Here is a 13,399-nt window from a genome sequence, read left to right on the forward strand (position 1 = left end):
GACATGCCAGCATTGCGCCCCCCTTTGGTTCTATATGGTAGACGGGTTTATTCCCCGGCGAACACGCCCTTGAGCTTGGCGAAAAACCCCTGGCTCGCGGGGCACTCGTCACCCGTTTCCGTCTCGCGGAACATCTCGAGCAGTTCCTTCTGGCGGTTGCTGAGACGCGTGGGGGTTTCGACGTCGATCTGGACGACGAGGTCGCCGTGGCCGCGGCCCTGCAGGACGGGCATGCCGGCGCCGCGCTGGCGGAGTTGCTTGCCCGACTGGATGCCCGCGGGGATCTTCACTTCGTGCGTACGACCGTCGAGGCCGGGGATCGACAGCGCCCCTCCGAGTGACGCGACCGTGAAGCTGATCGGTGCGCGTGCGAACAATGTCGTGCCTTCGCGCTCGAACAGATTGTGCTTGGTCACGTGGAGGAAGATGTAGAGGTCGCCGGACGGCGCGCCGCGGGCGCCCGCCTCGCCTTCGCCCGACATGCGGATCCGCGTGCCTTCGTCGACACCGGGGGGGACGTTGATCGAGAGCGTCTTGGTCTTCTCGACACGACCTTCGCCACGGCAATCTGGGCACGGGTCGGCGATGACTTCGCCCGCGCCGTTGCAGACCGGGCAAGCGCGCTCGACCACGAAGAAGCCCTGCTGCGCGCGGACTTTACCGTGACCGCCGCAATGCTGGCAGGTCTTCGCGCGCGTACCGGCCTTCGCGCCCGAGCCATCGCAGGTGTCGCAGAGCGCGGAGACGTCGATCGTGATCTCGGTCGTCTTGCCGTGGAAGGCTTCCTCCAGGCTGACTTCCATGTCGTAGCGCAGGTCAGCGCCGCGTCGTGCCGCCGAGCGACCGCCGCCGCGCTGCGCGCCGCCCATGAATTCGCCGAAGACGCTTTCGAAGATATCGCTGAAGCCGCCGAAATCCTGTGCGCCGCCGCCGTGACCGCCACCGCCGCCGTTCTGGAACGCGGCGTGGCCGAAGCGATCGTATGCCGCGCGCTTCTGCGGGTCCTTGAGGCATTCGTACGCCTCGCTGACCGCCTTGAACTGCGCTTCGGAATCCTTGCAGCCGGCGTTCTTGTCCGGGTGATACTTCATCGCGAGCTTGCGGTAGGACGACTTGATCGTCCCCGCATCCGCGGTCCGCTCGCATTCGAGCAGTTCGTAATAATCTGTCTGGGTACTCATAGCGGCCCTCTTAGCCCTCTCCCCTCCGGGGAGAGGGTTGGGTGAGGGGCCATTCCACACGGCAGCGCGCGGAACTGCCCCTCAACCCGGCCCTCTCCCCAAGGGGGAGAGGGAGTTTCGGTTACGCCTTCGGGTTGTCGTCGACTTCCGAGAACTCGGCGTCGACGACGTCGTCGTCCTTCTTCGCGCCGTCACCGTCAGCCGACGGCGACGCGTCCGCCTGAGCCTGCTTCTCGTAGATCGCCTGGCCGAGCTTCATCGCGACCTGGGCGAGCGCAGTGCTCTTCTCGGTCATCGCGTCCGCATCGCCGCTCTCGACCGCAGCCTTGGTCGCGTCGATCGCAGCCTGGATCTCCGTCTTCAGCGACTCGTCGACCTTATCACCATTGTCAGCAAGCTGACGCTCGGTGGTGTGGACCAGCGACTCGGCGTTGTTCTTCGCCTCGGCGCCCGCACGACGCTTCTTGTCCTCCTCGGCGAAGGTCTCAGCGTCGCGGACCATCTGGTCGATGTCGTTGTCCGAAAGGCCACCCGACGCCTGGATGCGGATCTGCTGCTCCTTGCCGGTGCCCTTGTCCTTGGCCGAAACGCTGACGAGGCCGTTCGCATCGATGTCGAACGTGACCTCGATCTGTGGCACGCCGCGCGGTGCGGGCGGGATGCCGACGAGATCGAAATTGCCGAGCATCTTGTTGTCGGCCGCCATCTCGCGCTCGCCCTGGAACACGCGGATCGTCACCGCGCCCTGATTGTCGTCGGCGGTCGAATAGGTCTGCGACTTCTTGGTCGGGATCGTCGTGTTGCGATCGATCATGCGGGTGAACACGCCACCCAGCGTCTCGATGCCGAGCGACAGCGGCGTCACGTCGAGCAGCAGCACGTCCTTGACGTCGCCCTGCAGCACGCCGGCCTGGATCGCGGCGCCCATGGCGACGACCTCGTCCGGGTTGACGCCGGTGTGCGGCTCCTTGCCGAAGAACTGCTTCACGACTTCACGGACGCGCGGCATGCGCGTCATGCCGCCGACCAGCACGACTTCCGAGATGTCCTCGGGCTTCAGGCCGCCGTCGGCGAGCGCCTTGCGGCAAGGCTCGAGCGTGCGCTTGACCAGATCCTCGACCATCCGCTCCAGGTCGGCGCGGGTGATCGACTTCACCAGATGCTTCGGGCCATTCTGGTCCGCGGTGATGAAGGGCAGGTTGACCTCGGTCGACTGCGCCGAGCTGAGCTCGATCTTCGCCTTCTCTGCCGCTTCCTTCAGACGCTGCAGCGCAAGCTTGTCCTTGGCGAGGTCGATGCCCTCGGCCTTCTTGAACTCGTCGGCGAGATACTGGACGATCTTGTTGTCGAAATCCTCACCGCCGAGGAAGGTGTCGCCGTTGGTGGCCTTCACCTCGAACACGCCGTCGCCGATTTCGAGCACCGAGATGTCGAACGTGCCGCCGCCGAGATCGTAGACCGCGATCGTCTTGCCGTCCTGCTTGTCGAGGCCGTAGGCCAGCGCCGCCGCAGTCGGCTCGTTGATGATGCGTAGCACTTCGAGGCCGGCGATCTGGCCGGCGTCCTTGGTCGCCTGGCGCTGTGCGTCGTTAAAGTAGGCCGGCACGGTGATGACCGCCTGCGTGACCGTCTCGCCGAGATACGACTCGGCGGTTTCCTTCATCTTCTGCAGCGTGAACGCCGAAATCTGCGACGGCGAGTAATCCTTGCCGCCGGCCGAGACCCAGGCGTCGCCGTTCGGGCCGCGCGAGATCTTGTACGGGACCAACTCGGTGTCCTTCTTGGTGATCGGATCGTCGAAACGACGGCCGATCAGGCGCTTCACTGCGAAGATGGTGTTGTCGCCGTTCGTCACTGCCTGGCGCTTGGCCGGCTGGCCGACCAGTCGCTCGCCATCCTTGGCGAATGCGACGATCGACGGCGTGGTGCGCGCGCCCTCGGAATTCTCGATGACCTTGGGCTTGCCGCCTTCCATGACGGAAACGCAGCTGTTGGTCGTGCCGAGATCGATACCGATTACTTTAGCCATGAGTTCTGATTAGCCCCTCACTTGAAACGAAAATACGAAACCGGTTCCACCCCGTTACGGCAGTGGAACCTTTCTGATGATGGGCGCGATATAGGTGGCCTCGCGCTTGCCGCAAGATTGTACCGGTCATAGGATGCGCAAGTGGTCGGGCCCGGAGAAAAGTAACCTATGCGTATCGTTTTCGGACTGGGTGTTGCCGCGATGGCGCTGGCGTCGTGCTCGCAGCCGAAGGAACTGTCCGTCGACGGGGCCTGGGTTCGGCTCGGCGCGGTAACCGGACGGCCCGCGGCGGCGTATTTCACGGTGCATGGGGGGCCGACGCCGGCGACGCTGATCTCGGCCACCACCGACGTCGCAATCCGGTCGGAGATGCACGAGACGATGGACAAGGGCGGCATGTCGACGATGACGCCGCTGACACGCGTGGAGATTCCGGCGAACACGGATGTGGCGTTCGCGCCGGGTGGGCGGCACGTGATGCTGTTCGACATGAACTCCGGGATCAAGCCCGCCGATCGTGTGAGGCTGACGTTCGCGTTTGCAGATGGGACGCGCATCATAAACAACGCGACCGTGGTCGCGGCGGGAACCCCGGTCGGGAAGTGACCGGAGCAGGCTCAAGGCGCGGGCTTACCGAGGGAGAGACGGCGCTCGCCGCATCGGTGTTCGGCGGCGCGATCGATTACTCTCGAGTGAGCCTGTCGCGCAGCAAATGGGCGTTCTTCCAGCCGCGTGATACGGTGATGGCACCACGGGGGTGTATCCACTTCCACCCCAGGGGCGACCTGTGGTGCGACGATTTCGCCCACGCCAATCTGACGTTGCAGGGACTGTTCGTCCACGAGATGACGCACATCTGGCAACACCAGCGCGGCGTGTTCCTGCCCTTGGCGCGACATCCCTGGTGTCGGTACGACTATGCGTTCCGGCCGGGGGTCGCGCTGCACCGCTACGGGATCGAACAACAGGGCGAAATCGTGCGGCACGCCTTCCTGCTGCGTGCGGGCGCGAAGGTAGCGGGGGCACCGCCGCTCGCGCAGTACGAGACGGTGCTGCCGTTTACGCCTGCGCGTAACCTCAAACCCGCCCGTCATCCTGACGAAAGTCAGGATCCAGAGTAACTCAGCGCGACGGCTGTGGCTCTGGATCCTGACTTACGTCAGGATGACGGAGTATTTGATGACGGGCCTAACGTTACAGCCAAATACGCCCATCCGGTCCGGCACACCCGTAAGGCGGCAACTGGCCCGGGAACCGCGCCTGCATCTTGTGGCAACCCCAGGCGCGCATCGGCCCCGGTGCATAGCCGTTCAGCGCGATGCCGACCTCGTCATACGGGCTCGAGCCAAGCGCGACGTACATGTACCAGCGACCGCCGAACATCACCGCGGCCGCGATGAGCACGACGCAAACGACCTGGAGAATTTTCTGCATTGGGGACCCCTTTTGTAAATAAGGGCGCCCCGTTGCAGCCAACATGGATCAATTTCAACCACCGATCTGGTAGATCGAGACCCACCCGATCGGCAGAAATGCGCCGTTTACAGCGCGTCGAAATCGATAGGTCGTGTTCTATCAAGCGCTTGCGGCGCTTCGGGCATCGGATATTTCAGTCCGGTCGCGCAGTTGAAAAGTACGACCTTGTCGTCCTCGTCGACCAACCCGGTGTTCAGCGCCTGATGATACGCCGCGAGCGTCGCGCCGCCCTCGGGGCACAGCAGCAGACCGTCCTGCTTCGCCGCCGCATCGACCGCCTTCAGGATCGCCGGATCGCCGACCGCGAGCGCCTGCCCGCCGCTCTCGCGGACCGCGCGGAGGATCAGGAAATCGCCGACCGCCTTCGGCACGCGGATGCCGGCGGCGACGGTGCTGGCGTCTTCCCAACGCTCGGCATGCTCCTCGCCCGCCTCGAACGCGCGGACGATCGGCGCGCAGCCGCTCGCCTGCACCGCGAACATCTTCGGGCGCTCCGAGCCGATCCAGCCGAGCGTCTCGAGTTCGTCGAACGCCTTCCACATGCCGATCAGCCCGGTGCCGCCGCCGGTCGGGTAGAAGATCGCGTCGGGCAGTTTCCAGCCGAACTGCGCGGCGAGTTCGAGCCCCATCGTCTTCTTGCCCTCGATTCTGTAGGGTTCCTTCAACGTCGAGAAATCGAACCAGCGTCCTTCCGCCGCGCCCTTGCCGACGATTGCGCCGCAATCGTCGATCAGCCCGTTGACCCGCCAAACGCGCGCACCCTGCATCGCGATCTCGCGGACGTTGATCTCGGGCGTGTCGTCCGGGCAGAACACGATCGTCTCGATCCCGCAGCGCGTGGCGTACGCCGCCAGCGCCGCGCCCGCATTGCCGTTGGTCGGCATCGCGATCTTTGTGACGCCCAGTTCCTTGGCCATTGCGACAGCCATGACCAGGCCACGAGCCTTGAAGCTGCCGGTCGGGAGGCGGCCTTCGTCCTTCACCAGCACGTTGGGGCCGCCGGACTTGGTCAGCGGCACCAGCGGCGTCTCGATCTCGCCAAGGCTGACGATGTTGGACGTGTGGCGGACGGGGAGCAGCTCACGCCACCGCCACAGATCGGTCGGGCGAGCCTCGATCGTGTCGCGAGAAACCGCGGACCGCACCGCGTCGAGGTCGTAGCGGACGAGCAAAGGCCGCCCGGCGCGCGACAGCCCATGAAGCTGGTCCGCCTCGTACCGCTCGCCGGTGATCGAGCATTCGAGATGCGTGACGAAGGTCTGGCGATCGGTCGTGAGGTTCTGGTTCATCGCTTCTCTCCCCCCTCCCTGAAAGGGAGGGGTCGGGGGTGGGTCGGTCTGGGGCGGGCGCACCGATAGCCAACCGGCCAACCCACCCCCAGCCCCTCCCTGTCAGGGAGGGGAGCAAGACGGTGTCAGCCGGCCTTGGCGACGCCGACCATGGCCGGACGCAGCAGACGGTCCTTGATCATGTAGCCCGCCTGCATCTCCTGGACGATCGTCCCGGCCGGCTGGTCGCTCGGCACCTCGAGCATCGCCTGATGCTTGTTCGGATCGAGCATCTGGCCCTCCGCGGCGATCTTGGTGATGCCATGGCGCTGGAATACGCTCTCCAGCTCGCGACCGGTCGCTTCGAGGCCCGTGACGAGGCCTTTCATCTTGTCGTCCGCGCGCAGGTCCGCCGGGATCGCCGACAGGCCGCGCGAGAGGTTGTCGGCGACCGACAGCACGTCGCGTGCGAACGCCGTCGCGGCATAGGCGCGGGCGTCCTGCGCTTCCTTCTCGGCGCGGCGGCGGACGTTCTGGATCTCGGCCTGGGCGTACAGGACGTTCTGCTTGGCCTCGGCGAGCTGGTTCTCGAGCTCGGCGACGCGGTCGTTCGAGGCCACCTCAGGCGCGGCTTCGGCGGTCTCTTCGCGCAGGTCTGCAGGCGTGTTCTGGTCGATGTCGGACATGGTTTTCCCTATAAATTGGGCCGGCTCAACCCATCAACCGGGCGAGCGTTGCAGCCGTGAAATCCACCATGGGCACGACGCGCGCATAGTTCAACCGCGTCGGGCCAATCACGCCGACCACGCCGACCACCCGGCCGTCCAATCCGCGGAACGGCCTGGCGATCACCGAAGACCCTGACAACGCGAACAATTTGGTCTCCGCGCCGATGAAAATCCGCGTCGAATCGCCCGCCCGCGCGCTGTCCAAAAGCGATGCGACTTCCTGCTTTCCCTCGAGATCGTCGAGAAGGTCGCGGACCCGGTCGAGATCGGCGGCGGCGGCGGCATCGATCAACCGCCCCTGCCCGCGGACGATCAGCACCGGGCGGCGATCCGCATCCTCGCTCCACACCGCGATGCCGCGCTCGACCAGCGTTCGCGCGGCGCCGTCGAGTGCCGCCTGCCCATCCGCCAGCTCGCGTTCGATCCGGGTCCGCGCATCTGCCAACGTCAGCCCGCCGAGCGTCGCCGACATGTAATTACCCGCCTCGACCAGCGCGGACGGCGACATGCCCTTGGGCAGTGCGATCACGCGATTCTCGACCGAGCCGTCCTCGCTGACCAACACCGCCAGCGCCTGTTCGGGCGACAGCGCGACGAACGCGATCTGGCGCAACTTCAGCTCGCGTTTCGGCACCATCACCAGCCCGGCGCAGGCCGAGAGCCCGGAGAGCGCGAGCGTGGTCGCGGCCAGCGCCTCCTCGACCGGGCCACCGACCCCGGCGCGTGCCTCGATCGTCTGGCGCTCCTCGAACGACGGTTCCATCGCCTGCATCATGCCGTCGACGAACAGCCGCAAGCCCCGGTCGGTCGGCATGCGCCCGGCGCTGGTATGCGGGCTGGCGAGCAGGCCGAGACCTTCGAGTTCGCCCATCACGCCGCGAATCGACGCGGGGGAAAGGCTCAGGCCAGTCAGTTGCGCGATCGTCTTCGACCCGACCGGCGTGCCGCTGGCGAGATAGCTGTCGACCACCGCACGAAAAATGTCGCGCGCGCGATCGGTCAGTTCGGTGACGGGGGGCGTGGCCATCGCTTTGATCTAGGCTGGCGAGCGGGAATGCGAAAGGCTAGGCACACCATATTGCCCACCACCCGTTCGTCCTGAGTAGGGACTGAGCGCAGTCGAAGGCCCGTATCGAAGGATGTGCCCCAAACGGGCCGATCCTTCGATACGCCGCTTCGACAAGCTCAGCAGCTACTCAGGACGAACGGAAGAATTTTAGGAATACATTATGCGCCCATCCGGCCGCGCCCCAGACCAGATGCGTGCGATCACGATCGAGCCACGCTTTACCAAGCATGCCGAAGGCTCCGTCCTGATCGGCTTCGGCGACACGAAAGTGCTCGTCACCGCCAGCGTCGAGGAGAAGGTGCCGCCGTTCATGCGCGGCAAGGGCGAAGGCTGGGTGACCGCGGAATACGGCATGCTCCCGCGCGCCACCAACACGCGCAACAACCGCGAGGCCGCCAAGGGCAAGCAGTCGGGCCGCACGCAGGAAATCCAGCGGTTGATCGGCCGCAGTCTTCGCGCGGTGGTCGATCTCAAGCTGCTCGGCGAGCGCCAGATCGTGATTGATTGTGACGTTATCCAGGCGGACGGCGGCACGCGCACCGCGTCGATCTCTGGCGGCTGGGTCGCACTGCGGCTTGCGATCGACGGATTGCTGGCGAGCGGCAAGCTGACCGCCGACCCGCTGACGCAGAAGGTCGCGGCGATCAGCTGCGGCATCTACCAGGGCAACCCCGTGCTCGACCTCGACTATATCGAGGATTCGGGCGCGGATGCGGATGCGAACTTCGTGCTGCTCGAGAACGGCAACATCGCCGAGGCGCAGGCGACCGCCGAGGGCGCGACTTATGACGAGGAGGCGCTGCTTCGCCTGCTGCGTCTCGCGCGGATCGGATGCACCGACATCTTCGCGGCGCAGGCGAAAGCGGTCGCCAAGTGAGCGGCGAAGGCAAGGAACCGCAGGCGATCCGCAAGCTCGCCCCCGGCAAGCTGGTGATTGCCAGTCACAACAAGGGCAAGGTTCGCGAGATCGCGGCGCTTTTGGAAGGACGGGGACTCGAAGTCGTTTCCGCCGCCGAGCTCGACCTGCCGGAACCCGTCGAGACGGGCACGACGTTCTTCGCCAATGCCGAACTGAAGGCGCGCTCGGCGGCAGATCTGTCGGGCTACCCCGCGCTCGCGGACGATAGCGGGCTGTGCGTCGATGCGCTGAACGGCGATCCGGGCGTGTACACCGCCGACTGGGCGGAAACGCCGACCGGTCGCGACTGGATGATGGCGATGCAGAAGGTCGAGGACGCGGTCGTCGCCAAGGGTCCGGATGCGACGCGCGGTGCGCATTTCGTCAGCGTGCTGGCGCTGGCGTGGCCCGACGGTCATGTCGAATGGTTCGAGGGTCGTGCCGAGGGTACGCTCGTCTGGCCACCGCGCGGGGATGTCGGGTTCGGCTATGACCCGGTGTTCGTGCCGCTGGGCTACGACCAGACCTATGCCGAACTGCCGCACGAGACGAAGAACGCGATCAGCCACCGGAACGAGGCGTTCAAGTTGCTCGAAGCCGCGGTGTTCTGATTTGCCCTGAGGGCGGAACGATCGATCCTCCCCCGCCAGGGGGAGGTGGCGCCGTAGGTGACGGAGGGGGAGGACACGGAGCAGGCGTTTCCCCCTTCCTCCCCATCCGTCTGGCAAGGGCCAGCCACCTCCCCCTGGCGGGGGAGGATCACAAATTACGCAAAGCCTCAGACTGCAATCGCCTGCTTCACCGGCCACGTCACCGCAGGCAGCGCCTCGAACGCCGGTTTCGCCAGCAGATATCCCTGGATGTACCGCACGCCGAGCCCCCGCAGCGCATCGAACTCGCCAAGCGTTTCGACCCCCTCGGCAATCACCGTAATCCCCAGCGCGGTGCACATCCGCAGCATCCCCTCGACGATCATCCGCCGCGGCAGGCTCGTGTCGATGTCGCGAATCAGCTCCATGTCGAGCTTGATGATGCCCGGCTGGAACCGCGCGAGCAGGTTGAGCCCGGCATGCCCCGCACCGAAATCGTCGAGCGCGGTGCCGAAACCCATCTTCTGATACGTCGCGATGATGTTCGCGACATGCGCTGGATCCAGCATCTCCTCGTTCTCGGTGAACTCGAAGATCAACCGATCCGTCGGCATCCCCACCGCCGCCGCGGTCTTCAGCGTCAACTGGATGCACGCCGCCGGCGAATACACCGCGTTCGGGAGAAAATTGATCGACAGCCGCGCGGGCGTGTCTAGCAGCCCGGCCTTCACTGACGCCTCGATCGCGCGCACCCGGCATTGCTGGTCGAACGCGTAGAGATTCTTGGCATCGACCTGAGCCAGCACGCTTGCCGCCGATTGGCCTTCGGGACCACGCACGAGCGCTTCGTAGGCGAAGACGGTCTCGGTCTCGACGTCGACGATCGGCTGGAACGCCATCGAGAAGGCAAACGACAGGCCGGCGCCGTCTCGGCATCCGGCACAGCCACCGGGCCGAGCGCCATCGGGTTTGGATACTGGTATCATTCAACCAGATTAAGCGACGACCGCTTAAGAAAGTGCCACCACTTTGGGTCTAACCGCTTGCTCCAGATCAATAAGCGCGCTCGCCGAAAACGTTGCCGGGGGGCGAGTAGCGGCACACCAGATAGTCGTCGGTCTTGTTGCTCGCCATCGCGCAGCCGACCTGCGTCGAGCCGCGCCAGACGATCTGCGTGTAGTGCGCGACGTCCTCGAACTTGCCGGTGCGGCTGAACCCGGGGGTCGGCTGGTTGATGAAATCGCGCTTCTCGGCGACCCAGTGCCCCATCATCTCGGTATACGCATAGGCATAGCGCGTGCCGGTCCAGAGGTTCTCGCCTTCGCGTGACATGCCCTGGGGCTGCGGGGCGTGCGCGAATTTGCCGGTCCGCGCCAGTTCCTCGGCATAGGCGCGCGCGGTGGTCGCCAGCGTATCGCTCCAGGTGAGCGGCGCCACGCCGACGGCGGCGCGCGCGGCATTGTGGCCGTCCATCATCGCCGTCTTGAGCAGGCTCGCACCGCGCGGTGCCGGCGCCACGGTATCGCGACGCTCGACGACACGCTCGGGGCCCTGCGCGCAGCCTGCCAGCAAAAGCGCCCCGGCGATCGCCAAACCCATCCGTGCCGTCATTGCGCTTCCTTCGGCCGCCCCGTGCGACCATATGCGCGAGATAATGCCCGTCTTCGAAACACCAAGCCCCCGGCCCGATTCCCCGGGCGACCTCGCGCTCTACGTCCACTGGCCGTTCTGCGTGTCGAAATGCCCGTATTGCGACTTCAACAGCCATGTTCGGGAAGAGGTGGACCAGGCGGCGTGGCGTGATGCGCTGCTTACCGACCTTGCGCATGAAGCGCGGGTGTTGCCGGGGCGGAAGTTGCAGTCGATCTTCTTCGGGGGTGGCACGCCTTCGCTAATGCCGCCGTCGACCGTCGCCGCTGTGCTGGATGCGGCGGAAAAGGCCTGGGGGTTCGCCGAGGGGATCGAGATCACGCTGGAGGCGAATCCGTCTTCGGTCGAGGCGGCGCGGTTTGCGGATCTGGCGCGTGCCGGGGTGAACCGGGTGTCGCTGGGGCTGCAATCGCTCGACGATCAGGCGCTGAAGTTTTTGGGGCGTGCGCATGACGTGAACGAGGGACAAGCCGCACTTGCGACCGCGCAGAGCGTGTTTCCCCGCGTCAGTTTCGACCTGATCTATGCGCTGCCCGGCCAGCGGCTCGACGACTGGCGTGCGGAACTGGCGCGCGCGCTGAGCCTCGGGACGGAGCATCTGTCGCTGTATCAGCTGACGATCGAGGCCGGCACACGGTTCGCGACCGAGGCTTTGGCGGGGCGGATCGTGATACCCGACGGCGACTCGGCGGCTGATCTGTTCGAGGTGACGCGTGCGGATACCGCCGCGGCGGGGTTGCCGGCGTACGAGACGTCGAACCATGCACGGCCGGGGTCGGAGAGCCGCCACAATCTCGCTTACTGGCGGTACCAGGATTATGCCGGGATCGGGCCGGGCGCGCATGGGCGTCGCGGCGGACTGGCCACGGTGCGACGGAAAAAGCCGGAGAACTGGCTGGCGGCGATCGAGCGCAACGGCCACGGCATGGAAGTCGAGGACCCGCTGTCTCCTTCGACGCGGGCGACCGAGGCTTTGCTGATGGGGTTGCGGTTGGCGGAAGGCGTCGATCTGGACCGGATCACGACACTGAACGCGGGCGTGGTGCCGGTGGATCTGGCGGCAGTGGCTAGGTTGCAAGAGTTGGGGCTGATCGTGCACTCGCCGGGGCGCCTGCGGGTTACCGAAGCCGGCGCGCTCTTGCTCGACGCGATTCTGCCGGAGATCGTCACCGCGTAGGCTGATCTTCGATCATTCCCCTCCCTGGAAGGGAGGGGTTAGGGGTGGGTCGGCCAGTTGGCTATCGGTGCGCCCGCCCCATACCGACCCACCCCCTACCCCCTCCCTTTCAGGGAGGGGGGAAGCTTACTTCCCGAACCCGGCCGGTGCGGGCGAGACCACCGTCGTCGTGCCGCCACGGATTTCCTTCACCTCGAGCGCGCGCTCGGCGACGCTGTCCTTGCCGAAGCGGAAGGCACCGTCGATGCCGGCGAAGCCATCGCCGTCGCGCAAGCTATTGACCGGGAACGGCGTCCCCGGCTTCCAGTCGCGTGCGATGCGGACCGTCAACAGGACCGAATCATAGCCGAGGCTAGACAGGCGGTACGGCCCTGCCCCGAACCGCGCGCGATATTTGGCGGCATATTGGCGATACAGCGTGTCCGAAACGCTCGCATACCAGGCGCCGTTGAGCGCTGCCTTCGCGGCGATCGCGGTGTCCGAATTCCAGAGTTCGGTGCCGAGGATACGCGTCGATGCGCCGCTCCCGCGCTTGACCATCGCCGCTGCCGAGGCTGCGGTGGCGCCGCCATCGGCGATCAGGACCGCGTCATAAGGGGCCTTCGCCGCGAGCCGCGTGACCGCACCGGAAATGCCACCCGGACCGCGCGCGTAGGTCTGGAGCGAGACGACCTGACCGCCCGCCCCCTCTACCGCGCGGAGGAGCGCGGTGGAGGCACGCTCGCCGTAAAGCCCGTTGGGTACCAAGCCGGCGAAGTTGCTGACGCCGCGCTCCTTGGCGAAATCGACGACGCGCGCGATCGACTGGGTCGGGACATAGCCCATCAGGTACGTGCCGCTGCCCGCCACGCCGAGATCGTTGGAGAAGCTCAGCACCGGGATGTTCGCGGCGCGCGCGATCGGGGCGACCGCGCGAACGTCGTCGGCGAGCAGCGGCCCGAGGATCAGCTGCGCACCCTCGGCGATCGCACGCTGCGCGGCGGCGGCGGCACCGGTCGCGGTGTCGTAGTTGGTGATGCGGACGCGCTGGTTCTGCGTGTCGAGCAGCGCCAGCATCGTCGCGTTGGCGATCGAGGTGCCGACGCCCGCGTTGCTACCCGACAGCGGCACGAGCAGCGCGACGCGATTGCGCTCGGCATCGCGAGGAATGCCGGTCTCGACGCCGATCTCGGGCCGATCGACGGGGCGCGTGGTCGGGCGCTGCTGCGTCGGCTCGACGGGGCCGCGTGGGACGATCGTCTGGCACGCGCCGAGCAAACATGCGGCCGTGAGGGTGGCCCAGCGGATGAATGCGCGTGGTTGCCGTATCGTCGTCGCGTCTGCCATGACCGTC

General features: G+C 66.2%; 14 protein-coding genes. 5 read left to right on the forward strand and 9 right to left on the reverse strand.

All coding sequences use genetic code 11. The features are described from left to right. Nucleotides 1-47: 47 nt before the first annotated feature. Both dnaJ and dnaK read right to left on the reverse strand, forming a co-directional pair. Entirely contained in the window at nucleotides 48-1,181 is a 1,134-nt protein-coding gene (dnaJ, locus tag C8J42_RS14505; RefSeq protein ID WP_120301094.1) for a molecular chaperone DnaJ, read from the reverse strand. A gap of 121 nt (nucleotides 1,182-1,302) precedes the next feature. Then, nucleotides 1,303-3,210: a molecular chaperone DnaK gene (dnaK, locus tag C8J42_RS14510; protein ID WP_132896111.1), complete on the reverse strand. Its 1,908-nt coding sequence runs from the start codon at nucleotides 3,208-3,210 to the stop codon at nucleotides 1,303-1,305. A gap of 168 nt (nucleotides 3,211-3,378) precedes the next feature. Here dnaK and C8J42_RS14515 point away from each other — a divergent pair, with 168 nt between their 5' ends. After that, nucleotides 3,379-3,816: a copper chaperone PCu(A)C gene (locus C8J42_RS14515; protein WP_207897139.1), complete on the forward strand. Its 438-nt coding sequence runs from the start codon at nucleotides 3,379-3,381 to the stop codon at nucleotides 3,814-3,816. Beyond that, nucleotides 3,813-4,331, forward strand: a complete 519-nt coding sequence (locus C8J42_RS14520) for a vgr related protein (RefSeq protein WP_133020621.1) — start codon at nucleotides 3,813-3,815, stop codon at nucleotides 4,329-4,331. Before C8J42_RS14515 ends, C8J42_RS14520 begins: the two co-directional genes overlap by 4 nt. 73 nt (nucleotides 4,332-4,404) lie before the next feature. Here C8J42_RS14520 and C8J42_RS14525 read toward each other — a convergent pair whose 3' ends face one another. From C8J42_RS14525 to hrcA, 4 genes are all read right to left on the reverse strand, one after another. Then, nucleotides 4,405-4,644 carry a hypothetical protein gene (locus C8J42_RS14525; RefSeq protein ID WP_133020622.1) on the reverse strand — a complete coding sequence of 80 codons (240 nt, stop codon included), beginning with the start codon at nucleotides 4,642-4,644 and terminating at the stop codon, nucleotides 4,405-4,407. A 107-nt stretch (nucleotides 4,645-4,751) separates the two neighbouring features. Then, nucleotides 4,752-5,975, reverse strand: coding sequence for a threonine synthase (locus C8J42_RS14530; protein ID WP_133020623.1), 1,224 nt, complete (start codon nucleotides 5,973-5,975; stop codon nucleotides 4,752-4,754). Nucleotides 5,976-6,100: 125 nt separating this feature from the next. Then, the gene (gene grpE, locus C8J42_RS14535) at nucleotides 6,101-6,640 is read right to left on the reverse strand and encodes a nucleotide exchange factor GrpE (RefSeq protein ID WP_056488509.1); all 540 of its coding nucleotides are present in this window, start codon (nucleotides 6,638-6,640) and stop codon (nucleotides 6,101-6,103) included. A 25-nt stretch (nucleotides 6,641-6,665) separates the two neighbouring features. Then, on the reverse strand, nucleotides 6,666-7,709 hold the full coding sequence (hrcA, locus tag C8J42_RS14540; protein WP_056055363.1) for a heat-inducible transcriptional repressor HrcA: 1,044 nt from the start codon (nucleotides 7,707-7,709) through the stop codon (nucleotides 6,666-6,668). Nucleotides 7,710-7,911: 202 nt separating this feature from the next. Here hrcA and rph point away from each other — a divergent pair, with 202 nt between their 5' ends. Together rph and rdgB are read left to right on the forward strand one after the other, a co-directional pair. Beyond that, on the forward strand, nucleotides 7,912-8,628 hold the full coding sequence (gene rph, locus C8J42_RS14545) for a ribonuclease PH (protein WP_056055360.1): 717 nt from the start codon (nucleotides 7,912-7,914) through the stop codon (nucleotides 8,626-8,628). Next, on the forward strand, nucleotides 8,625-9,260 hold the full coding sequence (gene rdgB / locus C8J42_RS14550) for an RdgB/HAM1 family non-canonical purine NTP pyrophosphatase (RefSeq protein WP_133020624.1): 636 nt from the start codon (nucleotides 8,625-8,627) through the stop codon (nucleotides 9,258-9,260). The genes rph and rdgB overlap by 4 nt, the downstream gene beginning before the upstream one ends. Before the next feature lie 167 nt (nucleotides 9,261-9,427). Here rdgB and C8J42_RS14555 read toward each other — a convergent pair whose 3' ends face one another. Together C8J42_RS14555 and C8J42_RS14560 are read right to left on the reverse strand one after the other, a co-directional pair. Further along, a complete protein-coding gene (locus tag C8J42_RS14555) occupies nucleotides 9,428-10,138 on the reverse strand; it encodes an EAL domain-containing protein (RefSeq protein WP_133020717.1) in 711 nt (236 codons plus the stop codon). 154 nt (nucleotides 10,139-10,292) lie between these two features. Next, nucleotides 10,293-10,850: a CAP domain-containing protein gene (locus C8J42_RS14560; protein ID WP_133020625.1), complete on the reverse strand. Its 558-nt coding sequence runs from the start codon at nucleotides 10,848-10,850 to the stop codon at nucleotides 10,293-10,295. A gap of 43 nt (nucleotides 10,851-10,893) precedes the next feature. Between C8J42_RS14560 and hemW the strand changes: the two genes are divergently transcribed. Beyond that, the gene (gene hemW, locus C8J42_RS14565) at nucleotides 10,894-12,066 is read left to right on the forward strand and encodes a radical SAM family heme chaperone HemW (RefSeq protein WP_133020626.1); all 1,173 of its coding nucleotides are present in this window, start codon (nucleotides 10,894-10,896) and stop codon (nucleotides 12,064-12,066) included. 126 nt (nucleotides 12,067-12,192) lie between these two features. On the opposite strand, the gene C8J42_RS14570 is transcribed toward hemW, so the two are convergent. Further along, on the reverse strand, nucleotides 12,193-13,392 hold the full coding sequence (locus tag C8J42_RS14570) for a penicillin-binding protein activator (RefSeq protein ID WP_133020627.1): 1,200 nt from the start codon (nucleotides 13,390-13,392) through the stop codon (nucleotides 12,193-12,195). Between the last annotated feature and the right edge of the window lie 7 nt (nucleotides 13,393-13,399).

The organism is Sphingomonas sp. PP-CE-1A-559 (genome assembly GCF_004340965.1).
In the GTDB taxonomy this organism is placed as follows: domain Bacteria; phylum Pseudomonadota; class Alphaproteobacteria; order Sphingomonadales; family Sphingomonadaceae; genus Sphingomonas.

Excerpts from the sequence above, each read along its gene's own strand:
- dnaJ (WP_120301094.1), bottom strand. The coding sequence starts at position 1,181 with ATGAGTACCCAGACAGATTATTACGAACTGCTCGAATGCGAGCGGACC.
- dnaK (WP_132896111.1), bottom strand. The coding sequence starts at position 3,210 with ATGGCTAAAGTAATCGGTATCGATCTCGGCACGACCAACAGCTGCGTT.
- C8J42_RS14515 (WP_207897139.1), top strand. The coding sequence starts at position 3,379 with ATGCGTATCGTTTTCGGACTGGGTGTTGCCGCGATGGCGCTGGCGTCG.
- C8J42_RS14525 (WP_133020622.1), bottom strand. The coding sequence starts at position 4,644 with ATGCAGAAAATTCTCCAGGTCGTTTGCGTCGTGCTCATCGCGGCCGCG.
- C8J42_RS14530 (WP_133020623.1), bottom strand. The coding sequence starts at position 5,975 with ATGAACCAGAACCTCACGACCGATCGCCAGACCTTCGTCACGCATCTC.
- grpE (WP_056488509.1), bottom strand. The coding sequence starts at position 6,640 with ATGTCCGACATCGACCAGAACACGCCTGCAGACCTGCGCGAAGAGACC.
- hrcA (WP_056055363.1), bottom strand. The coding sequence starts at position 7,709 with ATGGCCACGCCCCCCGTCACCGAACTGACCGATCGCGCGCGCGACATT.
- rph (WP_056055360.1), top strand. The coding sequence starts at position 7,912 with ATGCGCCCATCCGGCCGCGCCCCAGACCAGATGCGTGCGATCACGATC.
- C8J42_RS14555 (WP_133020717.1), bottom strand. The coding sequence starts at position 10,138 with ATGGCGTTCCAGCCGATCGTCGACGTCGAGACCGAGACCGTCTTCGCC.
- C8J42_RS14560 (WP_133020625.1), bottom strand. The coding sequence starts at position 10,850 with ATGACGGCACGGATGGGTTTGGCGATCGCCGGGGCGCTTTTGCTGGCA.
- hemW (WP_133020626.1), top strand. The coding sequence starts at position 10,894 with ATGCCCGTCTTCGAAACACCAAGCCCCCGGCCCGATTCCCCGGGCGAC.
- C8J42_RS14570 (WP_133020627.1), bottom strand. The coding sequence starts at position 13,392 with ATGGCAGACGCGACGACGATACGGCAACCACGCGCATTCATCCGCTGG.